This window comes from Streptomyces sennicomposti (assembly GCF_019890635.1).
GTDB lineage: Bacteria > Actinomycetota > Actinomycetes > Streptomycetales > Streptomycetaceae > Streptomyces > Streptomyces sennicomposti.
The window spans coordinates 1-22,426 of the sequence record NZ_JAIOAB010000085.1; the positions used below are offsets into that span (position 1 = coordinate 1).

General features: G+C 75.2%; 16 protein-coding genes. 7 read left to right on the forward strand and 9 right to left on the reverse strand.

What is annotated here, in order from left to right; genetic code table 11:
* The first annotated feature begins 14 nt into the window (after positions 1 to 14).
* Entirely contained in the window at positions 15 to 680 is a 666-nt protein-coding gene (locus tag K7787_RS29520) for an Rv1733c family protein (protein WP_223003516.1), read from the forward strand.
* Between the two features lie 105 nt (positions 681 to 785).
* Here the strand turns inward: K7787_RS29520 and K7787_RS29525 are convergent, their stop codons facing one another.
* Both K7787_RS29525 and K7787_RS29530 read right to left on the reverse strand, forming a co-directional pair.
* Complete coding sequence (locus tag K7787_RS29525; RefSeq protein WP_223003511.1) at positions 786 to 1,439, reverse strand: HAD family hydrolase; 654 nt, start codon at positions 1,437 to 1,439, stop codon at positions 786 to 788.
* Positions 1,440 to 1,530: 91 nt separating this feature from the next.
* The gene (locus K7787_RS29530; protein WP_019984008.1) at positions 1,531 to 1,908 is read right to left on the reverse strand and encodes a thiol-disulfide oxidoreductase DCC family protein; all 378 of its coding nucleotides are present in this window, start codon (positions 1,906 to 1,908) and stop codon (positions 1,531 to 1,533) included.
* Between the two features lie 531 nt (positions 1,909 to 2,439).
* Between K7787_RS29530 and K7787_RS29535 the strand changes: the two genes are divergently transcribed.
* The 3 genes from K7787_RS29535 (at position 2,440) to K7787_RS29545 (ending at position 10,287) form a co-directional block, all read left to right on the forward strand.
* Complete coding sequence (locus K7787_RS29535; RefSeq protein ID WP_009189694.1) at positions 2,440 to 4,515, forward strand: flotillin family protein; 2,076 nt, start codon at positions 2,440 to 2,442, stop codon at positions 4,513 to 4,515.
* A gap of 250 nt (positions 4,516 to 4,765) precedes the next feature.
* Positions 4,766 to 10,120: a DNA repair ATPase gene (locus K7787_RS29540; protein WP_223003512.1), complete on the forward strand. Its 5,355-nt coding sequence runs from the start codon at positions 4,766 to 4,768 to the stop codon at positions 10,118 to 10,120.
* Complete coding sequence (locus K7787_RS29545; protein ID WP_169439659.1) at positions 10,117 to 10,287, forward strand: hypothetical protein; 171 nt, start codon at positions 10,117 to 10,119, stop codon at positions 10,285 to 10,287. Before K7787_RS29540 ends, K7787_RS29545 begins: the two co-directional genes overlap by 4 nt.
* Positions 10,288 to 10,510: 223 nt before the next feature.
* Here K7787_RS29545 and K7787_RS29550 read toward each other — a convergent pair whose 3' ends face one another.
* From K7787_RS29550 to K7787_RS29575, 6 genes are all read right to left on the reverse strand, one after another.
* Positions 10,511 to 11,464 (reverse strand): phosphatase PAP2 family protein, encoded by a 954-nt coding sequence (locus K7787_RS29550; protein WP_223003513.1) that lies wholly within the window; start codon positions 11,462 to 11,464, stop codon positions 10,511 to 10,513.
* Positions 11,465 to 11,987: 523 nt separating this feature from the next.
* On the reverse strand, positions 11,988 to 12,341 hold the full coding sequence (locus tag K7787_RS29555) for a MerR family transcriptional regulator (RefSeq protein ID WP_019984004.1): 354 nt from the start codon (positions 12,339 to 12,341) through the stop codon (positions 11,988 to 11,990).
* Positions 12,342 to 12,610: 269 nt separating this feature from the next.
* Positions 12,611 to 12,931 carry an SCO5918 family protein gene (locus tag K7787_RS29560; protein ID WP_009189699.1) on the reverse strand — a complete coding sequence of 107 codons (321 nt, stop codon included), beginning with the start codon at positions 12,929 to 12,931 and terminating at the stop codon, positions 12,611 to 12,613.
* A 79-nt stretch (positions 12,932 to 13,010) separates the two neighbouring features.
* Positions 13,011 to 13,313: a CBS domain-containing protein gene (locus K7787_RS29565; protein ID WP_019984003.1), complete on the reverse strand. Its 303-nt coding sequence runs from the start codon at positions 13,311 to 13,313 to the stop codon at positions 13,011 to 13,013.
* Positions 13,314 to 13,721: 408 nt separating this feature from the next.
* Positions 13,722 to 15,278 carry a DEAD/DEAH box helicase gene (locus K7787_RS29570; protein ID WP_169439661.1) on the reverse strand — a complete coding sequence of 519 codons (1,557 nt, stop codon included), beginning with the start codon at positions 15,276 to 15,278 and terminating at the stop codon, positions 13,722 to 13,724.
* Positions 15,279 to 15,559: 281 nt separating this feature from the next.
* On the reverse strand, positions 15,560 to 15,763 hold the full coding sequence (locus K7787_RS29575) for a cold-shock protein (protein WP_009189702.1): 204 nt from the start codon (positions 15,761 to 15,763) through the stop codon (positions 15,560 to 15,562).
* A gap of 606 nt (positions 15,764 to 16,369) precedes the next feature.
* Here K7787_RS29575 and sigJ point away from each other — a divergent pair.
* The 3 genes from sigJ (at position 16,370) to K7787_RS29590 (ending at position 21,151) form a co-directional block, all read left to right on the forward strand.
* Positions 16,370 to 17,314 carry an RNA polymerase sigma factor SigJ gene (gene sigJ, locus K7787_RS29580; RefSeq protein ID WP_009189703.1) on the forward strand — a complete coding sequence of 315 codons (945 nt, stop codon included), beginning with the start codon at positions 16,370 to 16,372 and terminating at the stop codon, positions 17,312 to 17,314.
* Between the two features lie 102 nt (positions 17,315 to 17,416).
* Entirely contained in the window at positions 17,417 to 18,682 is a 1,266-nt protein-coding gene (locus K7787_RS29585; RefSeq protein WP_223003514.1) for an NAD(P)/FAD-dependent oxidoreductase, read from the forward strand.
* 405 nt (positions 18,683 to 19,087) lie between these two features.
* A complete protein-coding gene (locus K7787_RS29590; protein ID WP_223003517.1) occupies positions 19,088 to 21,151 on the forward strand; it encodes an AAA family ATPase in 2,064 nt (687 codons plus the stop codon).
* Positions 21,152 to 21,197: 46 nt separating this feature from the next.
* Here the strand turns inward: K7787_RS29590 and K7787_RS29595 are convergent.
* Positions 21,198 to 22,426: CDP-glycerol glycerophosphotransferase family protein (locus tag K7787_RS29595; RefSeq protein ID WP_223003515.1), on the reverse strand; the 1,229-nt coding region annotated here is incomplete at its 5' end.

The following is a 22,426-nucleotide window of genomic DNA, read 5'->3' on the forward strand; positions in this document are numbered from 1 at the left end:
AAGAGAGAGAACCGATGCCCGCCGGCATCCCCGAGCCCCAGCCGCCCCCGGAGGGCCGGCACCGCCCCGACGACCGGTACCCGGCGGAGGACGTCCCCGACCTCCCCCGGGTCACCCTCTGGCGGCTGCGCCGCAACCCCCTGCGCCGCCGCACCGACCTGGTCCAGGCGTGGCTGGCCCTGGGCCTGTTCCTGACGGCACTGGCGGCGGCGCCCACGGCGATGTTCCTGGTGGGCGACGCGGCCTACGGCCACTACCGGGAGACCGCCGACGCGCAGGCCCGCACCCGCCGGCCGACGACGGCCGTCCTGCTGCACCCCGCCCCGCGCCACCCCGAGCCGGGCTCCCCGGAGGCGAAACGGACCCGCTACCCGGTCGAGGTCCGCTTCACCGGTCCCGACGGCCGGCCGCGCACCGCGCGGACGGACGTCACGCCCGGCCTGCCCGCGGGCACGGCGATCGACATCTGGTCGGACCCGCACGGCCGCCTCACCGCCCCGCCGCTGACCACGGACGAGATCCGCAGCCGCACGATGGGCTGGGCGATCCTCGCCTTCCTCACACCCCCGGCCCTGGCGGCCGCGCTCTACGCCACCACGTCCTTGACCCTCCACCACCGCAACCTCAGGGCGTGGGACCGAGCGTGGAGGGGGACGTCCGGCACCGGCGTCCAGCGATGAAGGGACGAGGAGGTGAGGGGGTGAGGGGGGAGGGGCCGACGCCGGGCACCCTGCCCGGCGCGATCCTGGAACGGTCGTTCCCGATGCTCCCCGGGACAGGTGCCGTCAGTGGGCCGCCAGCAGGGCGGGGAGGTCGCGCATGTCGTGGAAGACCGTGGTGGCCGGGCCCGCCAGGTGTTCCGGCGGGGTGAGGCCGCCGGCGTAGCCGAAGGCGTGCATGCCGGCCGCTCGGGCCGCCTCGACGCCCGGGCGGCTGTCCTCGACCACCACGCAGGCGTCGGGGGCCACACCCATCCGTTCGGCCGCGTAGAGGAACAGGTCCGGGGCGGGCTTGCCCCGGGCGACCTCCGTGGAGCTGTGGATACGGCCCGCGAAACGCTCGTAAAGGCCCGTGCGGCCCAGGGTGTGCCGCATCTTCTCGTGGCTGCCGCTGGAGGCGACGCAGGTGGCGACGGCGAGGGCGTCCAGGGCCTCGGGCAGGCCCTCCACCGGGGTCAGGTCGAGGTCCACGGCCTCGCGGTGCAGCCGCTCGAACCGCTCGGACCACAGCGCCGCCGTCCTCTCGCCGAGCCGGGCGGCCACCTGCTCGCGGATGGCCGCGTGCGAGCGGCCGATGAAGCGGTCCACGACCTCCGCCTCCGTGAGCGGCCAGCCCAGCTCCGCGCCGAGGGCGACCTGGACGCGCGCGGCGATGCGTTCGCTGTCCACGAGCACACCGTCGCAGTCGAATATGACGAGTTCGATCTTCGGCTTGGTCATCGCGGCAGCATAGGGCCCGCCCGGTCCGTCCACTGAGGGTCCGCGCAAGGGGACGCGGCCGAGGGTCCGCGCGAGGGGACGCGGCGCGGCGTCAGGCGCGCGGGCGTACCGCGCAGGCCGCCGTCGAGCCGGGCAGGCGGTGGCGGTTGTCCGCGATCAGGCGGTACGCCGCGCGGGCCGCCCAGCGCAGGGGCGGCAGGGTGAGCAGCGCGCCCGGGACGGACCAGGGTGCGCCCGCGCTCAGCAGCGCCTTCGCCACGGCCTGCGCACCGCCGTACACCTGTCCCGTCGGGGTCACCCACAGGGCCTCGTGCTCGGCCCGCTCCTGGGTGACGCCGTACGCGTCCAGGTCCAGGGACTGCCACGGGAGCGCGTCGCAGCGCGGGCGGACACGGCGCTGGGCGAAGGCCACCGAGGTCGTGCAGAAGCCGCAGTCGCCGTCGTAGATGAGGACCGGTCGGGTACGCATGTCCCCATCCTCCCGCACCCGGGGAACACGCCCCGGACCTCCGGTGCGCCGACGCCCCGCCTCCGCTTCCTCGGTCGTTCACCGGCATCGAGACGCCCGTCGACACTGCCGGAAACCGGCAATGCGCGGCCTCCCGCCCGCCGGGCATCATGTCGCCCGGGGAGCACCACGGACGGTCTCCGGTGCCGGACCCCGGCAGATGCCGGGTGCGCCGGCCGGAGGCCGCGCGGGGGAGAGGGGGACGAAGCCGAAGCCACGAAGCCACGGCCCGGCAGGCCGTGGACCGTGGGACGTCGAGCACCACGGACGACCGCACCGGACCGGCGCCCGGATCACGGACCGGGCCCGTGCCGAGGGCCGGAACCGACCGCAGCCCGACCGCAGCCCGACCGGATCATCGGCCGGGCCGGAGGCCGGATCAGGAACCGGACCGCCACCCCGGTCGTGTACGCCGACGAGCACCCCAGACCGAGGACCGGCGCCGCCCGCGCCGTCGCCCATCTCAGCCTCTGTACCGCAAGGACGTATGCCATGTATGTCTTCGGCGCGCTCGCCGCAGCCTGTCTGATACTGGTTCTCCTGCTGCTGTTCCTCTTCTCCCGGCTCTACCGCAAGGTCGATCAGGGCAGGGCCCTGATCGTGTCCAAGACGCGCCGGGTCGACGTGTCCTTCACCGGACAGGTCGTGCTGCCGGTGCTGCACAAGGCCGAGGTCATGGACATCTCGGTGAAGGCGATCGAGATCACCCGCTCCGGGCGCGACGGGCTCATCTGCCGGGACAACATCCGCGCCGACATCCGCATCTCGTTCTTCGTCAAGGTCAACAAGACCGCCGAGGACGTCATCAAGGTCGCCCAGGCCGTCGGCACCGCCCGCGCCAGCGACCAGGCCACCCTCCAGGCGCTGTTCCACGCGAAGTTCTCCGAGGCGCTGAAGACCGTCGGCAAGCAGATGGACTTCACCGACCTCTACACCAAGCGCGAGGAACTCCGCTACCAGATCATCGAGTTGATCGGCGTCGACCTCAACGGCTACCACCTGGAGGACGCGGCGATCGACTACCTGGAGCAGACGCCGCTCACCCAGCTCGACCCGGCCAACGTCCTCGACGCCCAGGGCATCCGCAAGATCACCGAGCTGACGGCGATCGAGCACGTGCGCACCAACGAGGCCCAGCGCACCGAGGAGAAGGAAATCACCCGGCAGAACGTCGACGCGCGCGAGGCCATCCTGGAGCTGGAGCGCCGGCAGGCGGACGCCGAGATCAAGCAGAAGCGGGAGATCGAGACCTCCCGCGCCCGCGAGGAGGCCGAGACCGCCCGCGTGGTGGAGGAGGAGCGGCTGCGCGCGCAGAGCGCCTTCCTGCGCACCGAGGAGCAGCTCGGCGTGCAGCGCGAGAACCAGGCCCGCGAGGTCGCCGTGGCCGCCAAGAACCGCGAGCGGGTCATCGCGGTGGAGAACGAGCGCATCGAGAAGGACCGGATGCTGGAGGTCATCGCCCGCGAGCGGGAGACCCAGCTGACGAAGATCTCCGCCGACAAGGAGGTCGAGGCGGAGAAGCGGGAGATCGCCGAGGTCGTGCGCGAGCGCGTCGCGGTGGACCGCACGGTCGCCGAGCAGGAGGAGTCCATCAAGAAGCTCCGCGCCGTGGAGCAGGCCGAGCGCGACCGGCAGGCGATCATCATCGCCGCCGAGGCCGAGGCGCAGGAGAAGCTGGTCAAGGACATCAAGGCCGCGGAGGCCGCCGAGCAGTCCGCCCGGCACCGCGCCGCCGAGGAACTCACCCTGGCCGAGGCCCGGTTGAAGACAGCCGACCTCGACGCCCGGGCCAAGCTGCGGCTCGCCGAGGGCGTGCAGGCCGAGTCCGCCGCCGAGGGCCTGGCGGCCGTCCAGGTCCGCGACGCCGAGGCCGTGGTCATCGAGAAGACCGGCCGTGCCGAGGCCGAGGCCGCCCAGGCCCGGATGCTGGCGGAGGCCGAGGGCACCGAGGCGCGGCTGCGCGCGGAGGCCGAGGGCGCCCAGGCCAAGGCGATCGCCGAGGCCACCGCGATCGGCGAGAAGCTGAAGGCGGAGGCGGCCGGCCTGACCGAGAAGGCGGCGGCGATGGCCGCCCTGGACGAGGCCTCGCGCGGCCACGAGGAGTACCGCCTCAGGCTCCAGGCCGAGAAGGAGATCCGCCTGGCCGGGCTGGACGTGCAGCGGCAGGTCGCCGAGGCGCAGGCCACCGTCCTGGCGACGGGCCTGGAGAACGCCGACATCGACATCGTCGGCGGCGAGTCGGTCTTCTTCGACCGGCTGGTGTCCGCGATCTCCTTCGGCAAGGGCGTGGACGGCTTCGTGGAGCACTCCGGCACCGCCCAGGCGCTGGCCAAGCCGTATCTGGACGGTTCGGCGCACCTGGCCGACGACCTCGGCCGCATCCTCGGCTCGGTCTCCACGGCCGACGTGCAGAACCTGACGGTGTCCGCGCTGCTGATGAAGCTGATGCAGAACGGCGGCGGCAACGCCGGTCAGTTCCAGCAACTGCTGGACCGCGCGGGCGAACTCGGCCTCGCCGACACCCCGTTGACGTCGCTCACCGCCGTCAACGGCGCCGCCCGGGTCTGACGGAAGCCCGAACGGCCTGCGGGTCTGACGGAAGCCCGAACGGCCTGCGAGCCCGAACGGCCTGCGGGCCTGACGGCCTGACGGGCTGTCGGCCTACGGGCCCGACGGAAGCCCGACGGCCTGCGGGCCCGACGGCCGTCCGACGGCCGGGGTCCGGGTCCGGTGCGGCTGCCGCCACGGGGGGCGGCAGCCGCACCCGGCCACCCGGACCCCGGTCCTCCCCACCTCCTCCCGAAGGGACGCACGATCCATGGCCACCGCCCTTCAGACGGGTCCGTACGACGCCGTGGACAGCGGCACGTACGAGGTGCTGCGCGACCGGCTCACCGCCCAGGCCGCCGAACTCGCCCGCGCCGCCGAGGTGTTGAACACCCGTCGCGCGGCGGAGTTCGGCGCGGTCCGGCTCGACCTCACCGGCGCCGGCCGGCTGCGCACCGAGCACGCGTCCGTCCCGCGGGACGTCGTCGCCGTCGGCGGGCGGCTGCTGTTCGGGTTCAACGGCGTGCACGCCGGCGCCCGCCCGGACGTCCGGGTCGGCGACGTCCTCGCCCTCTACGACCGCGACCAGAACCGGCTGCCCGAGGACGCCGTTCCGGGCCTGCTCGACGACCCCGCCTTCGTCCGGGAGTTCGCGGCCCTGCACCGCTACTACCGGCAGGCCAGGCTGCTGCGCCTGCAACTGCGCGAGGACCGGCTGCTGGCCGTCTTCCGCACCGGCGAGAAGGCCGACGACATCCGCGCGCTGCGCTGGGACCTGACCGCCGACGGCCGCGCCGTCTTCCTCGACGCGCGCGGCGACCGCGACCACGTCCTGCCGCCCGCCCACGACTTCGCCTGGACCGCGACCACCCGCGAGGACCACCGCCTCGGCCGCCACCCGCACGTCTCCATCCAGGGCGAGATCCACGTCTCCACCGTCGGCGGGACGCTCACCGTCAAGACGGAGGACGACACCGAGACCGGCGAGGGCGTCCACAGCGAACCGGTGGACGAGCCGCTCCAGGCGCTCGCCGACGCCGACATCGCGCACGCCCGCGTCGGCGCGCTGATCCTGCTCCGCGTCCGCCCCTACAAGGAGGACGCCGACCGCTACCTCGTCTTCAACACCCTCACCCGCACCGTCGTCCGCCTCGACGGCATCGGCCAGGGCTGCCGCCGTCTGCCCGAGGACCAGGGCATCGTCTTCGCCGGCGGCTACTGCCTGGCGACGGGGGCGTACAAGACGTACGAACTCGACACCACCGGGCTGGAGTTCGAGCGGGAGGTGCGCTCGCCCTACGGCGAGGACGTGCTCTACGCCTTCCACGGGCGCGCCGAGGGCCGCGGGCTGCTGCTGTCGTACAACACCATCCGCGAGGAGATCGCCACCCCGCTGGTCTGCCACGGGTGGGCGCTGTTCGAGGACGGGGCGCTGCTCGCGCTGCGCGCGGACCCCGCCGGGGCCGCCGCCGAACCGGCCCGCGTGCACCCGCTCCAGCTGTGGACCTCGCCCTACGTCTCCGACACGCACGCCGCCGCCACCGCCGGCACCGGACCGCTGGCCCGCGTGGGCAACGCCGACCTGGTGCGCGGCATCTCCGACTGCCTGTCCATCAGCCGCGCCGTCGCCGAGACCACGCCGACCGTGGAGGTGTACGAGGCGCTGGCCGCCGCCTGCGTCCGCACTGCCGACACCCACCACTGGCTCGGCGACCCGGAGCTGGGCGGCCTGCGCGCCCCGCTGGAGGCCGTACGCGGCACCGCCGAGCAGGTGCTGGCCGAGTTCCGCACCGTGCGGACGCTCACCCGGCAGGCCGCCGACGCCCTGGAGGAGGCCGCCGGACGGCTCGCCGCGGTGGTGCGCCGGCTGCGCGGCGAGGCCCCGCGCGGCGCCGCCGCCTGGGTCGGCGGACTCACCGAACTACGAGCGGCTCAGGGCCACTTGATGACCCTGAAGGAGATGCGGTACGCCGACACGGCCCGCATCGACGACCTCGCCGCGCAGGCCGGGACCGACCTCGCCGCCTTCGGCAAGCGCGCCGTCGCCCACCTCTCCCGCGAGGACGCCTTCGCCGAGCACCACACCGAGGTCGAGCAGCTCGTCGCCGACGCCGAGGCGATCGAGTCCGTCGCCGCCGCCGCACCCGTCGCCGCCCGCCTGGACGAACTGGCCGGCGCGCTGCGCACCGTCACCGAGGTCGTCGCCGGGCTCGACATCGGCGACGCCACCGTCCGCACCTCCGTGCTGGAGCGGATCGCCGAGGTGCTCGGCGGCGTCAACCGCGCCCGCGCCCTGCTCGGCGCCCGCCGCCGGGAGCTGGCCGACCGGGAGGGGCGGGCCGAGTTCGCCGCCGAGTTCGCGCTGCTCGGGCAGGCCGTCACCGGCGCCCTCGCCGTCGCCGACAGCCCCGAGGCGTGCGACGAACAGCTCTCCGGCGCGCTGGTGCGGCTGGAGAACCTGGAGTCCCGGTTCGCCGAGTTCGACGACTTCCTCGGCGAACTGGCCGCCAAGCGCACCGAGGTCTACGACGCCTTCTCCGCCCGCAAGCAGACCCTGCTGGACGCCCGCGCCCGCCGCGCCGAACAGCTCACGGCCGCCGCCGCGCGCATCCTCGAGACCGTCGCCCGGCGTGCGGCCACGCTCGCCGACGCCGACGCGGTCAGCACCTACTTCGCCTCCGACCCGATGGTCGCCAAGGTCCGCCGCACCGCCGAGGAACTGCGCGAACTCGGCGACCCGGTACGGGCGGAGGAGCTGGACGGCCGGCTGAAGGCCGCCCGCCAGGAGGCCGCCCGCGCCCTGCGCGACCGCACCGACCTGTACGCAGACGGCGGCCGCACCATCCGCCTGGGCGCCCACCGCTTCGCCGTCACCACCCAGCCCCTCGACCTCACCCTCGTCCCGGACGGCGACGGCCTCGCCTTCGCGCTCACCGGCACCGACTACCGCGCCCCGGTCACCGACCCGTCGTTCACGGCGGCGGGCGCGCTGTGGGAGCGGACCCTGCCCTCGGAGTCCCCCGAGGTCTACCGCGCCGAGCACCTGGCCGCCCGCCTGCTGCGGGAGGTCGGGCCGGAGGCCCTGGCGGCGGCGGACGACCTTCCGGACCTGGTCCGCCGGGCCGCGCGGGAGGCGTACGACGAGGGCTACGAACGGGGCGTCCACGACCACGACGCGACCGTCGTCCTGACCGCGCTGCTGCCGCTGTACGAACGGGCGGGCACGGAACGCCACGAACCGGCGGCCCGCGCCGCGGCCCACCTCTTCTGGTCCCACGGCACCACCCCGCAGACCCGCACGGCCTGGACCCGCCGGGCCACGTCCCTGTCCCGCGCCCGCGCCGCCTTCGGCCCGGGCACGACCAGCGCGATCGCCGCCCTGGAGGCGGAGCTGGCGGCGGCGATCGGGGAGTGGACGGCACGAGCCGGACTGCTCCCGGCGGCGCCGGGGGGTGCCTGGGCGGCGCCGGGGGGTTCCTCGGCGGCGGTCGAGGCGGTTCCGGCGTCCGGCGTCGCGTACTCGGCGGCGGCCGGGGGCTCGTCGGCGTCCGGAGTTTCCTCCGCTTCCGGGGCTTCCTCCGCTTCCGGCGGCGCGCTTCCGGCTGCGGGCGCCTCCTCGCCGCCCGGCGGCACGCGTCCGACGGCGGCCGGGCTGTCCCCGGCGAGCGGTGGCACGGCCCCGGGGGCCACCGGCGCGACCCCGGGCGTCACTGGCACGGCCGCGGGAGCCACCGCCACGGCTGCGGGGGCTGCCGGCGCGGCCCCGCAGCTCGGCGGCTCTGCCGCGACGGCCGGGACCTCCCCGGCGTCCGGCGGCGCGCCGGCCATCGGCTCCGCCGCCGGCGACCTCGCCGCCGCTGCCGCCGCGTACCTCTTCGAGGAGCTGACCTCCGGGCCCGACGGGTTCGTCGTCAGCGCCGCCGCCCGGACGCTGCTCGACAAGTTCCGCCGTACGGTGGGCGGTTCGGCCTACGACGAGGATCTCGCCGCGCTGGACGACCTCGCCGCGCGCCACCAGCTGACCGCCGCCTGGCTCACGGCGTACGCGGACGCCACCGGCACCCCCCTCACGCCCGGCGACCTGGCCGAGGCGGTCGCCGTCGAGCTGTGCCCCGACCTGCCCCGGCACGACTCCGACCTCACCCCGGTCACCGTCGCCGAGGGCCTGCTCGGCGCGCACCCGCGCATCACCGGCCGCGCCCTCCCGCTGCGGATCGACGAGTTCCTCGCCCGCACCCGCCGGTTCGCCGAGCACGAGGCGCCCGCCTTCCGCGCCCACCTCCAGCGGCGCACCGCCCTGGTCGCCGCCGAGCGGGCCCGGCTGCGCCTGGACGAGCACCGGCCGCGCTCCATGGCGTCGTTCGTGCGCAACCGCCTCGTCGACGAGGTCTACCTGCCGCTCGTCGGCGACAGCCTGGCCCGCCAGATCGGCACCGCCGGCGCGACCAAGCGCACCGACACCGGCGGCCTGCTGCTGCTCCTGTCCCCGCCCGGCTACGGCAAGACGACCCTGATGGAGTACGTCGCCGACCGCCTCGGCCTGATGATGGTGCGGGTCAGCGGCCCGGCCCTCGGGCACGCGGTCACCTCGCTCGACCCGGCCGAGGCCCCGAACGCCACCGCCCGCCAGGAGATCGAGAAGATCAACTTCGCGCTGGCGGCCGGCAACAACACCCTGCTCCACCTGGACGACATCCAGCACACCTCGCCGGAACTCCTCCAAAAGTTCATCCCGCTGTGCGACGCCACCCGCCGCGTCGACGGCGTCCACGACGGCGCGCCGCGCACCTACGACCTGCGCGGCAAGCGCTTCGCGGTGTGCATGACCGGCAACCCGTACACCGAGTCCGGCGAGCGTTTCCGCGTCCCCGACATGCTGGCCAACCGCGCCGACGTGTGGAACCTCGGCGACGTCCTCACCGGCAAGGAGGACGCGTTCGCGCTCAGCTTCCTGGAGAACGCGCTCACCTCGAACCCGGTCCTCGCGCCGCTGGCCGGCCGCGACCGGGCGGACCTGGAGCTGCTGGTCCGGCTGGCCGAGGGCGACCCGGCGGCCCGCGCCGACCGCCTCACCCACCCCTACGCCCCCGCCGAGCTGGGGCAGATCACCGCCGTGCTGCGCCATCTGCTGACCGCACGGGAGACGGTCCTCGCGGTCAACGCCGCCTACATCGCCTCCGCCGCCCAGGCGGAGGAGACCCGCAGCGAGCCGCCGTTCCGCCTCCAGGGCTCGTACCGCACCATGAACCGGATCGCCCAGCGGGTCCGGCCCATCATGAACGCCGCCGAACTGGCCGCCGTACTGGACGACCACTTCACCGCCGAGGCCCAGACCCTCACCACCGGCGCCGAGGCCAACCTGCTGAAACTCGCCGAACTGCGCGGCACGCTCATGCCCGGGCAGGCCGAGCGGTGGGCCGCGCTGAAGTCCGCCCACGCCCGCGCCCAGGCCCTCGGCGGCCCCGCCGAGGACCCGCTCACCCGCGCCACCAACGCCCTCGCGCTGCTGGCCGACCGCATGTCCGCCATCGAGGCGGCGATCACCGCCGCGACCGGCGGTACCGGCGCGAACGGGACCGCCGGCCCGCGGACGCCACGGCACGCGGCCGGCGGGGAGGGGCGGTGACGGCCGTGACGGCGCTGACCGCAGCGGTGATCGGGCTGACGCCCTTCCTGGTGCCGCTGGCCTCCGCGACGCTGGTCGTGTCGGCCGGCACCTGGGTCATGGTCCGCCGGGACCGCCGGCTCAGATCCCGCACGCTGCGGGGCCGTCCGCCGTACGGCAACGACTGAGGCGGCGGCCCGCCCGGTCGGCGCTCGACCGGCCGCGCTGTGTGGGGCCGTGATGCGTACGGCCGCGCTGTGTGGGGCCGTGATGCGTATGGCCGCGCTGTGTGGGGCCGCGATGCGTATGGCCGGATGCGTGCAGCCGTGATGTGCCCGGCCGGATGCATGCAGCCGGGATGCGCCCGGCTGTGATGCGTCCGGCCTGCCGCCGCTCCGGCGCGTGCCTGTCCTACCGCCACTCCGGGGCGCGCCCGGTGGGCTGTGCGCCGGGCTGTGCGGCGGGTCGTCCGGTGGGGTGCTCCACGGGGCGTCCGTAGCCCTGCCCGGCCGTGTGCTGCGCGGGATGCCCGGCCGGGTCGCCGGCGGCCTGGTGCGGGAAGCGCCCGGGGGCGGCGTACCCGGCCCTCGGGGGCACGGGGTGACCGGGGGCGGCGTACCCGGCCGCCGGGTCCGCGGTGCGCCCGGTGGCGTCGCCGGACGTCGGGGCCGGGATGCGGCCGAGCTGCATCGTGCGGTCCGTGTCCTGCTCGGCGGCGTGTCCCGCGGCGTGCCGGGAGGGCGGCGCGGCGGTGAGCAGCGGGCGCAGCGCCCCGTCCCGCAGCCGCTGCACCAGCGGCTGGCAGAACCGGCGGGCGGCCAGCACCACGAGCAGCGACACCACGGTGCCGACCAGGGCGCCGACGCCCACGTCGTGCGGGTAGTGCGCGCCGACGTACACCCGTGAGGCGCCCATCGCGACGGCGGCGAGCAGCGCGACCTGGCCCAGTCGCCGGTTGATCAGGAACAGCGCCGCCACGAAGGCGAAGGCGACGGTCGTGTGGTTGCTGGGGAAGGCGTAGTCGTCCACCGGCGGGCACGCCTCGATGAGGAAGTCGTGGGGCAGGGCCCGGCAGGGGCGCGGCTCCTGGAAGACGTCTTTGATCGCGGTGTTGGCGACATACGCGATGATCACGGCGAACGGCGTGGCCAGCACCGCGGTCATCACCGCGTTCCCCTCCCGCCGCGCCCGCCACCAGGCGGCGAGCAGCATCACCGCGAACACCCCCATGCCGACGGAGGAGTACGCCGCCGCCGTCCCGTTCAGCCAGTGCGTGTGACGGGCGAAGTCGGTGACGTCGGTGTAGAGGCCGCCGTCGATGGACGCGCCGTCGAGCGCAAGCGCGGGCGGGGAGGAAGTCGTCATCAGGTGGATCTCCGGGGCCGGGTGCTCAGGTGCGGGAGCGGTACGGGAACGCTCGGTGACACAGAGGTGGAATCCTCGTGAAGTCAGTCTGACCTATGGATGAACGTCTACGGGTTGGTAGACGGTAGCAGTGGGAGCTTCGGTTGCCGGGGCCGGTGGGAGGAGACCGGGAACACAGCCGGCGGCCCGTCGGCGGGGCCGAGGCGCGGCGTGGGTGAGGGCGTCCGCGCGGATGCCGGCGACCGGCGTGATCGGGGACGGACGCCTGCGCCCCCGTGGCCGACTTCGCCCCCGAGGCCGGCTTCCCCTTCTTGGAACGACTGTTCCGCATGCGGGAGCAGCCGGGGTGCGACGGGCGCGGGCGCGGGGTGAGGGGCGCGCGTGTCCGGCCCGAAGCGGCGGACGACGGGGTGCGGCGGACGACGGGCTGCGGCGGACGACGAGGGCGACGGGCGCCGCGGGGACGGCGTTCCGCACCCGCCCGGGTCAGGCAGCCGCCGCGCTCGACCGCGGGGAGGACTTCTCAGCCGTCGGAGGGGGCCGCGGGACCGTCGGCCGGCCGGCCCGCCGCGCGGCGGTACTCGGCGTTGATGCGCTGGGCTTCTTCCAGCTGGTCCTCGAGGATGATGATCCGGCAGGCGGCCTCGATCGGGGTGCCCTGGTCGACGAGTTCGCGGGCGCGGGCGGCGATGCGCAGCTGGTAGCGGGAGTACCGCCGGTGGCCGCCCTCGGAGCGGAGCGGAGTGATCAGGCGGGCCTCGCCGAGGGCGCGCAGGAAGCCCGGCGTGGTGCCGAGCATCTCGGCGGCCCGGCCGATCGTGTACGCCGGGTAGTCGTCGTCGTCCAGTCGATCGCTGAGCGGATTGCCTGCTGTCATGTCACCTCGTTGCCCCGACGCGTCACAGGGCCCCGGCGCCGTACGGCACCAGGGCCCCGAGGGAAATTCAACACCATGCGTCGGTGGCGCCGGGCGGGAGGCGGCCGGCGGGACCGCCCCGGCCCGGCAGGCCGGGGCCTCACGGGCCCGGCGGCGGGGCGCCGGTGAACTTCACCGGCCCGTCCGCCGGGAACGTCACCGGCCCGTCGTCGGGGACTTCACCGGCCCCTCGTCCAGGGGCCTCGGCGGCTGCCTCGGCGGTCCCGGTCTCAGGCGTCCAGGGCGCTCGTCCCGCCGAGGAGTTCCGACGCCGTCTGCAGCGGGGTCGGCGCGGGCGCGGCGGCGGCCTCGGCGTCGGGGTGCGGGTGGCAGGTGAAGCCGAGGCGGGTCATGGCCCGGATGACCTCGCCGCCACTGAAGTCGCGGCGGTCCTGCCGGGTGACGACCTCGCCCACCTGCTTGACCGGGTAGCGGCGGCGGCCGATGGTCACGGACTCGGCGGTGACGGCCTCGGGCTTGACGCCCTTCATGGATTCCAGGACCCCGGCCTTGGTCAGCTCGAACGGGTACCGGGCGATGACACAGCGCATGGTGCCTCACAGGGGAGAGGGGAGGGAGCGGGGGAGTACGGGGGGAGGAGGAAGGGGGGCCTGCCGGGGCGGGAGCGGATCAGCAGGCGAGGGCGTCGGGCGGGGCGAGCGGTCCGCCGAGCACGTCGCGCAGGCGGACCCGGTCGGTGTACGTCGAGCAGTCGCGGTGCGCGGCGAGCTGGGCGCGGGTGACCGAGCCGGTGCACTCGTCGTCCCCGTCGCACAGGAGCAGGTACTCGACCTGGGCCCCCGACATCACGGACAGGGCCACCTCGACGGTCATGTCGTCGCGGACCCGCGGACCCCAGGTGTCCGGGACGTCGACCGCGACGGTCGGGGCGATCGGTGCGGCGGGCGCGGGGTGGGTGCGGTGCTGCCGCATCCGGGCGGGCGCCAGGGGCGCGAGGGGCGACGGCGATGTCAGCGTTGTCGGACGGACCGGGACTGCCAAAACTGCCTCCTGCGGATGTGATGGATGGATTCCGCGGCCGCGGCCGCGGTCCTGCCGGCCGGTACGTCTCGTGCCGCCGTGGGTCTCCGGGACGGCCCGTGCCGTCGGGTCTCCGGCCGATGCTCCTGGCCGTAGCCTCTCCGGCGGGGCGCTTCCCGGCCGGGCGGCGCGCCCGGAACGGTCGGCGACGGGAACCGGGCGCCTGCACCGGCCCCGCCGATCCCACCGCCCCACCGGCCTCACCGGCACCGGATCGGCACCGGATGGACGGCACCGGCCCGGCGCCCGCCCGAACCGAAGCGGTGCGGCGCCGAACCGGCGCCGCACCGCCCCGCAGGGCTACGCCGCCGGGCTGATCCCGCCCTCCCGGCGCGGACCGCGCCGCGCCGCGGTGCCGGCGGACCGGTTGCGGCCGGCGCCGCCGCGGCGGCCACGGGACGACGACGGCTTGGCGCGCCGCTCGGGGCGCTCCGCGACCGGTTCCGCGATGGTCACCGGGACCCCGGGCGGCATCTGCGCGCCGGTGATACGGCTCAGCTCGCTGTCGCCGCCCGACTGCACCGCCGTGACCCGCGGGCTGATGCCGGCCGACGCCATCAGCCGGTTCATGGCGCGCCGCTGGTCGGGGGTGACCAGGGTGACCACGCTGCCGGACTCGCCGGCCCGGGCGGTGCGACCGCCGCGGTGCAGGTAGTCCTTGTGGTCGGTGGGCGGATCGACGTTGACGACCAGGTCGAGGTTGTCGACGTGGATGCCGCGCGCCGCGACGTTGGTCGCCACCAGCACCGTCACCTGCCCGGTCTTGAACTGGGTGAGGGTCCGGTTGCGCTGCGGCTGGGACTTGCCGCCGTGCAGGCCGGCCGCGCGGACGCCGCTGTTCAGCAGGTGCTTGGTCAGCCGGTCCACCGCGTGCTTGGTGTCCAGGAACATGATCGTCCGGCCGTCGCGCGCCGCGATCTCGGTGGTCGTGCGGTGCTTGTCCGTGTCGTGCACGTGGAGCACGTGGTGTTCCATCGTGGTGACCGCGCCCGCCGAGGGGTCGACGGAGTGGACGACCGGGTCGCTCAGGTAGCGGCGGACCAGCAGGTCGATGTTGCGGTCCAGGGTGGCGGAGAACAGCAGCCGCTGCCCGTCCGGCCGCACCTGGTCGAGCAGCGCGGTGACCTGCGGCATGAAGCCCATGTCGGCCATCTGGTCGGCCTCGTCGAGGACGGTGACGGCGACCTCGTCCAGCCGGCAGTCGCCGCGGTCGATGAGGTCCTTGAGCCGTCCCGGCGTCGCGACGACGAGTTCCGCTCCCCCGCGCAGCGCGCCGGCCTGCCGGCCGATGGACATGCCGCCGACCACGGTGGCCGCCCGCAGCCCCAGGGCACGGGCGTACGGGGTGAGCGCGTCGGTGACCTGCTGGGCCAGCTCGCGGGTGGGCACGAGGACGAGGGCGAGCGGCTGCCGGGGCTCGGCGCGCCGGCCGGCCGTACGGGCCAGGAGGGCGAGGCCGAAGGCGAGCGTCTTGCCGGACCCGGTGCGGCCGCGGCCGAGCACGTCACGGCCGGCCAGGGAGTTGGGCAGCGTCGCCGCCTGGATCGGGAACGGCTCGGTGACGCCCTCCCGTTCGAGGGCGGTCAGCAGCCGGGCGGGCAGGTCGAGTTCGGCGAACGTCTCGACGGCGGGCAGCGCGGGAGTGATGGTCTTCGGCAGCGCGAACTCACCCGACGCGGCGGCCGGCCGGCCGCCGGAACCCTGGGAACGGCGGGGGCGGCGCGAGCCGCCGGAACCGCCGGAACCGGCGAAGCGGTTGCCGCCGGAGCCGCCCGAGCGGAAGCCGGAGCGGCCGGAGCCGCCGGAGTCGCCCGAACCGGAGAAGGAGCGGGTGGAGCGTGCACGATGACGGTTCATACGGAGCCTTCCTTGATGCGACACGTATCCGCGACACGTATCAAGGAATTCCCGCAGCCGATCGAGCGGCGCTGAGAATCGCGAGAACGAGCCGAAGAGCGATGAGGCAGTGAAACGGCGAACGGTGGGAAAACGAACGACGTACGGTCGAATGACGAGAAGTGAAACAAAGAGGCGACGGGCGGATATTTCCCGCACTTCCTCGGAAACGCAGCGAGCTGGGGCCCGCACCCCAAGGTGCGGGCCCCAGCTGCGAAAGTACGCGTCTGCGCCGGTGGGCGTCAGGCGGGGACGATGTTCTCGGCCGTCGGGCCCTTCTGGCCCTGACCGATGTCGAACGTCACCTTCTGGCCCTCGAGCAGCTCACGGAAGCCCTGGGTGGCGATGTTCGAGTAGTGGGCGAAGACGTCGGGGCCGCCGCCGTCCTGCTCGATGAAGCCGAAGCCCTTTTCCGAGTTGAACCACTTCACGGTGCCGGTAGCCATAATTTTCTCCTTCGGGACGGTGCTCGGAGTTCGCCCTGTGCGGACTCCGGTCGCCGAGATGATCAGCCCGTCGGAAAAACGTCCAGGCAACCACTACTGCAACTGGGAACGACACTAACACGTCCCCCTCGCCCGTGCGTGATGATTAATTACGCCGTGTCGCCCGGACGGGGAATATTCCTGGTGCGCCGTATTGATTTCTTACCTGGCGACCACAGATATTGCCCGGCCCGCACCGCAGTGTCGCCGCCGGCCGGGCCCGGCCCGGGGCCGCTCCCGGCGCTCTGACCTCCCGCTACGCCCGTTTCCCGGGCGGCGGAGCCCCGCCGTCGGCCGCACCGCCTCCACCCGCGCCCGCCCCCGCACCGAGAGGAAGACCACACCGCCCGACCGGCCCACACCGCGCGCCGCGCGCCCCCGCACCGCGCCCGCACAACACCGCGCGCCCGCACAGCACACCCGCACAACACCGCGCGCCGCGCGCCCGCACAACACCGCGCCCGCACACCGCGCCCGCGCAGCACCGCGCCCGCGCAGCACCGCGCCCGCGCATCGCACGCCGCGCACCGTGGTTCCCCTCGACCCCCGCCGGTTAGGATCCGCCGCATGGTCCTGACCGCGCAGCACGTCGACCGGTTCGAGGCGTCCCGGCCCCGTCTGGAGGCCATCGCCTACCGCCTCCTCGGCTCCGCGAGCGAGGCGGAGGACGCGGTGCAGGAGGCGTTCCTGCGCTGGCAGGGCGCCGACCACGACCGTATCGAGGTCCCCGAGGCCTGGCTGACCAAGGTCCTCACCAACCTGTGCCTCAACCAGCTCACCTCCGCCCGCGCCCGGCGCGAGACGTACGTGGGCCAGTGGCTGCCCGAACCGCTGCTCGCCGGCGACCCGATGCTCGGCCCCGCCGACACCGCCGAACAGCGCGAGTCGGTCTCGTACGCGGTCATGGCCGTGCTGGAACGCCTCTCCCCGGGCGAGCGGGCGGTGTACGTGCTGCGGGAGGCGTTCGACTACCCGCACCGGGAGATCGCCGCGATCCTCGACATCAGCGAGGCCGCCAGCCAGCAGACCTTCCACCGCGCCAGGAAGCACGTCGCCGAGGGCCGGGCCCGCGCCGAGATCGACGAGGCCGCCGCCCGGCGGATCGTGGAGGAGTTCCTCGCGGCAGCCACCAGCGGCCGCACCGAACCCCTCGTACGGCTGCTCACCCAGGAAGCGATCGCGGTCGGCGACGGCGGCGGCAAGGTCCCGGCCCGCGCCAAGGCGTTCGAAGGCGCCCTCGCGGTCGCGAAGTTCATGCGGGGCCTGTTCAAGCCGAGCAAGGCCAAGGAGGCCCTGCTCGGCGGCGCGCCCGAGGTCTACGCGGCGACCGCCAACGGCGACCCGGCCGTGGTGGCGGTCGTCGACGGCCGGGTCGTCGGCGTCATCTGCCTGGAGGTCACCCCCGAGGGCATCGCCGCGTTCCGCAGCCAGGTCAACCCCGACAAGCTCGACCGCGCGACCCGCCACTGGGCCGCGGCCGACCACGGGGAGCCCCTGTTCCGCGCCTTCTGACCCCTCCGCCCGCGATGTGACGTGCTTCACATTCCCGTCCTGTCAGGAAACGGCGGGCCGCCCGGTTCAAGGGGCGAACCCGCTCAAGACAGGAGCCAGGAGATGCAGCAGCACCGGATCATCGTCCTCGGAGCCGGATACGCCGGAGCCATCGCCGCCGGCCGCCTCGCCAGGCGGCTGCGCCGCGACGACGTCTCCCTCGTCCTCGTCAACGCCGAACCGGACTTCGTCGAGCGCGTCCGGCTGCACCAGCTGGCGGCCGGCCAGGACCTCAGGCCCCGGCCCCTCGCCGAGATGTTCGCGGGCACCGGCGTCGACCTGAGGATCGCGAGGGTCACCGCCGTCGACGCCGACCGCAGGACGGTCACCGTCACCGACCCCGCCGCCGCCCACGGGCCGCGGACCGAGGAACTGCCGTACGACACCCTCGTCTACGCCCTCGGCAGCGGCGGGAACGACCACGGCGTCCCCGGCGTCGCCGAGCACGCCCACGACGTCGCCGGCCGCCCCGGCGCGCTGCGGCTGCGCGAGCGCCTGGCCCGGCTGACCGCCGGGGAGCGGGTGCTCGTGGTCGGCGGCGGCCTCACCGGCGTGGAGGCCGCGACCGAGATCGCCGAGGCCCGCCCGGACCTGGCCGTGGGCCTGGCCGCGCGCGGCGGCCTCGGCGACTGGCTCTCGCCCAAGGGGCGCGCCCATCTGCGTAAGGTCTTCGCCGGGCTCGGCATCACGGTGTACGAGGACACCGCCGTGACCGCCGTCGAGGCCGACCGCGTCGTCACCGCCGACGGGACCGAACTGCCGTCGGCGGCCACCGTGTGGACCACCGGCTTCGCCGTCCACCCGATCGCGCGGGCCACCACCCTGGAGGTCTCCGCCACGGGCCGGATCGTCGTGGACGACACCATGCGCTCGGTCTCGCACCCGCAGGTGTACGCCGTCGGCGACGCGGCCCTCGCCATGGGCCCCGGCGACAAGCCGCTGCGGATGTCGTGCGCCTCGGGCGTCCCGTCCGCCTGGCAGGCCGCCGACGCCCTCGCGGCCCGCCTGACCGGCCGCAAGGTCCCGAAGGTGCCGCTGCGCTACTTCAACCAGTGCGTCTCGCTCGGCCGCAAGGAGGGCCTGATCCAGTACGTCACCGCCGACGACCGCGCCGTCCGCGCGGCCCTGACGGGCCGTCTCGCCGCCCGCTACAAGGAACTGGTCTGCAAGGGCGCGGCCTGGGGCGTCGCCAACCCGACGAACGGCCTCCCGACCCGCCGCCACCCACTGACCACCCCCCGCCCGACCGAACCCGCCCAGTCGGCCGAACCCGCCCAGCCGGCCGAGGCGGCCCCGGCGACCCCGGCGGCGAAGACCTCGGCGGCCTGACCCGCGCCCCTCTCCGGGCCGTACGACTCACCTGGACCGAGAGCCGCGAGACGCGTCCCGCCGGGCGGCCCCACCGCCCGGCGGGGCCGCACCGCTACCGGCGCGCGGTACGCACTGCTACCGCCACGCGGTACGCACCGCTACCGCCGCGCGGGCCGCATCTCGCCGTCGTACACGGTCCGGTTGTCCGGGCGGACCACGCGGGTCGCCGGGGGCGCGCGCCGCGCCCACGCCGCCTTCGTCGGCGACCCGCCCACCACGGCGTCCGCGAGATCCGCCCGATCCCCGAACTGCGCGTCTAAAGTGCTGCGTTGTACGCATCACGGGGTCCGGGAGCGTGCGGCCCGCGTGGGCCTCCCGGGCGGACGGGCGAGGACGAGAGGTGTGGGGGCGCGTCGCATGAGGATGGAACTTCCGCCGGGACCGGCGCACTTCGTCGACCGCGTCGGGCAACAGGAGCGGGTGCTGCGGGCGGTGAGCGAGTGGACCGGGCGCTCCCGGCCCCTCGTCGTGAACCTCAGCGGCCCCGGCGGCATCGGCAAGACGGAACTGGCCCGCCTGCTCGCCCGCGCGCTGCGCGACTCCTTCCCGGACGGGATCCTCGCCGTCGACCTCGACGACTTCCGGCTGGGCGGCGAGCTGGACCCCGGCGACGTCCTGGCACAGCTGCTGGAGTCCCTGGACGTGGAACCCTCCTTCGTGGCCGCCCAGTTCAAGGCACGCTGCCGGCAGTACTGGCGGCGGACGGCCGAGACGCGCCTGATCCTCGTCGTGGACAACGCGCGGTACGCCTCGGAGGTCGTCCCGCTGCTCCCGGCGTCGGGCGACAGCCTGGTCGTCGTCACCAGCCACGGCCCGCTGCACGACCTGGAGGACGGCGCCGGAGTGGGGGAGACGCTGCCGCCGCTGGACGAGGCGTCCGCCACCGAGCTGCTGGGGCTGATCGTCCAGGACACCCGGCTGGCCGCGGACCCCGAGGCAGTCCGGTCGCTGGTGCGGCTGTGCGAGGGCATGCCGGCCGCCCTGCACGCCGCGGCCGAGTGGGTGCGCGCACACCGGCTGCGCCCGCTCGCCCGTCTCGTCCCCCAACTGCGGGACCGCCTCGCGGACAACGGCATCGACGGCGTGGAACGCGTCTGGGACACGGTCTACGGCGACCTGTCCGCCACGGCCGCCCGGCTCTACCGCCTCCTGCCGCACCACCCCGCCACCACGTTCACCCTGGAGTCGGCCACTGCTTTGCTGGGAGCGGGCCCGGAGGCCTGCGAGGACGCGCTGGAGGAACTGCACCGGGCCGGGTTACTGGACGCCGGCGCGATGACGGACGGCGGTGGCGCCCGGCTGCGGCTGCCCGGCCCCCTGCGCGCGCACGCCCTGCGCTGCTCGCGCCGCGACGGCCGCGACGGCCGCGACGGCCGCGACGGCCGCGACGGCCGCGACGGCGGCGAGACGGACCAGGCGCTGACCCGGCTGCTGCGCTGGTTCGTCCGCCAGGCGCAGCGGGCCGACCGGTTCGCCGCCGGGCGGAGGCTGACCGTCGTCGCCGAGTTCGACGCCGTGCCCGGCGCACCCGACGTCCCGCTCCCGGATCCGCAGGAGGCGGCGGACCCGGACGGCAGGGCCGAGCGGGCCGACCGGGCCTCCCGCTGGCTGCACGAGGAGCGGCACGCGCTGTTCGCGTGCGCGCGCCTCGCCCACGAGCGCGGTCTGGACACCGAGGTGGTGGCCCTGTCCGAGCCGGTGTGGACGTACGCCCTGGACCACCCCCACCAGTCCGACGTCATCGGCCTGCTGCGGCTGGCCGTGGCCTCCGCGGTCCGGCACGGCGCGGACGCCGCGTGGCTGGTGCGCACCCGCTGCCAGCTCGCCCGTCATCTCTGGGAGGCGGAGCGCTACGACGAGGCGGCCGGCGAGCTGGACCGCGCCGAAGCCGTCCGCGATCTGCTGGGCGACAGCGAACGGGACCGCAAACTCGCCGCGTCCGTGGTCGAGTTCAGGGGCAAGCTCGCCGGCGCCCGAGGGGACTGGACCACCGCCGTGGAGCACTTCACGCGCTGCCGCGCCCTGCACGAGGCGATCCCCAACCCCTATGGCGTGATGCTCCAGACCTATGAACTCGGCAAGGCCGAGGCGCACCTCGGCGAGCTGGACACGGCGGTCCGACTGCTGTCCGAGGCGCACGCCGAGGCGGCGGAGCTGCGCCGCGAGCGGATGACGCGGCGCACCGGCTTCGCGCTCGCCGGCGTCCTGCGCCGGCTCGGCCGTGCCGAGGAGGCCCGGCCGCTCTACGAGGAGTCGCTGGAGGCCGCCCGCCGCCGGGGCTCCGGCTTCGACGAGGCCCGCGTCCACGACGCGCTGGCCGAGCTGGAGCAGGCCGAGGGACACGGCGCCCGCGCGGCCGACCACCGCGCGGCGGCCGAGGACATCCGGCGCCGCAACGGGCTCGGGGAGGACGGGACCCCGGCCTGAGCGGCGCTCTCGCCGTTCGGGCGGTACCCGCGCCCGGCCGGGGCCTCTAGACCGCCTCCGCGGTCTCCTCGGGGGCGGCCGGGCGCAGGAGTACGTCGAAGGAGCGGTCGCCGAGGACGCAGCTCACCCTGGCCGTGGTGACGGGCCGGTCGCGGTGGGCGAGCAGCCAGGCGTGGACGGCCGACGCCGCGGCGGCCGGGTCGGCGCGGACGATCCGGCCGCCCTCGCCGCGGGGCTCGACCCGGAAGGCGTAGGCGTGGGCGCGGCCGCGGATTCTGAGCAGGCCGAGACCGGAGGGCAGTATCGCGACCGCCGTACGGCAGCCCGGGTACGCGGACAGCGCGTGCCGCGCCCAGCCGTCCGCCGTCCAGGCCACCCCCGAGTGGGCGGCCGGTGCGGGCAGGGCACGGCGGTACAGCAACCCCGCCGAGCGGGCCAGCCGTTCGCTCTCCGCGCCGTGCTCGACGGCCAGATGGTGCCCTGGATCGCCCAGGCCGGCGGGGCGGCGGGCGACGCGGACGGTGTCCCCGGCGACCTCGGCGTCCACGTCGAAGGCCAGGGGCGTACGGGCGGCCGGGCGCGGGGCGGGCAGGAGCCTGAGCGGTCTGGCGTGCGGGGGAGGGGCCAGCCCGAGCAGGGCGTACAGCTCGGTCCGCAGCCGGTTCAGCGCCCTGCCCTGGTGGGCGAAGGCCGCCCGGGCGGCCTCCCGCCCGGTCCCGGGCCGGTACGCGCGTACCGCCTCGGCCAGGTCCTCGGCCCGCTCCAGCCGGGGCACGCGGCTCAGCAGCGCGTCCATGGGGCTGCCGGGGATCAGCTCGGCTCCGCCGCGCCAGACGCTGACGACGGGCCGGTCCTCGACGGCGCAGTAGTACAGCGCGGCCGAGCCGTGGTCCGTGATCAGCGCGTCGGCGGCGACGAGGACGGAGGCCCACTCCTCGTGCGGCCGGGCGAGGACCATGCCCGCGGCAAGAGCCGGGGCGAGGCGCTCGGCCAGTTCGTACGCGCCGAGTCGGCTGTGCTCGTTGGGGTGCGCCACCAACGCGAGCTGGAACTCGTCGTAGGGGAGGAGAGCGGCCAGCCGGGCGGGCAGACCGGGGTCGCGCCGCAGCAGCGACTCGGGTCCCCAGGTGGAGGCGAGCGCCACGAGCCTGCGCGCTCCGGTGCCCAGCGCGGCGCGGAAGGGTTCGCGCAGGGTGCGGGAGGCGAGCAGGCGTTCCAGGGTGGGATCGCCGATGACCTTGGCCCGCTCGGCCGCCCGCGGGGCCACCGCGGCGA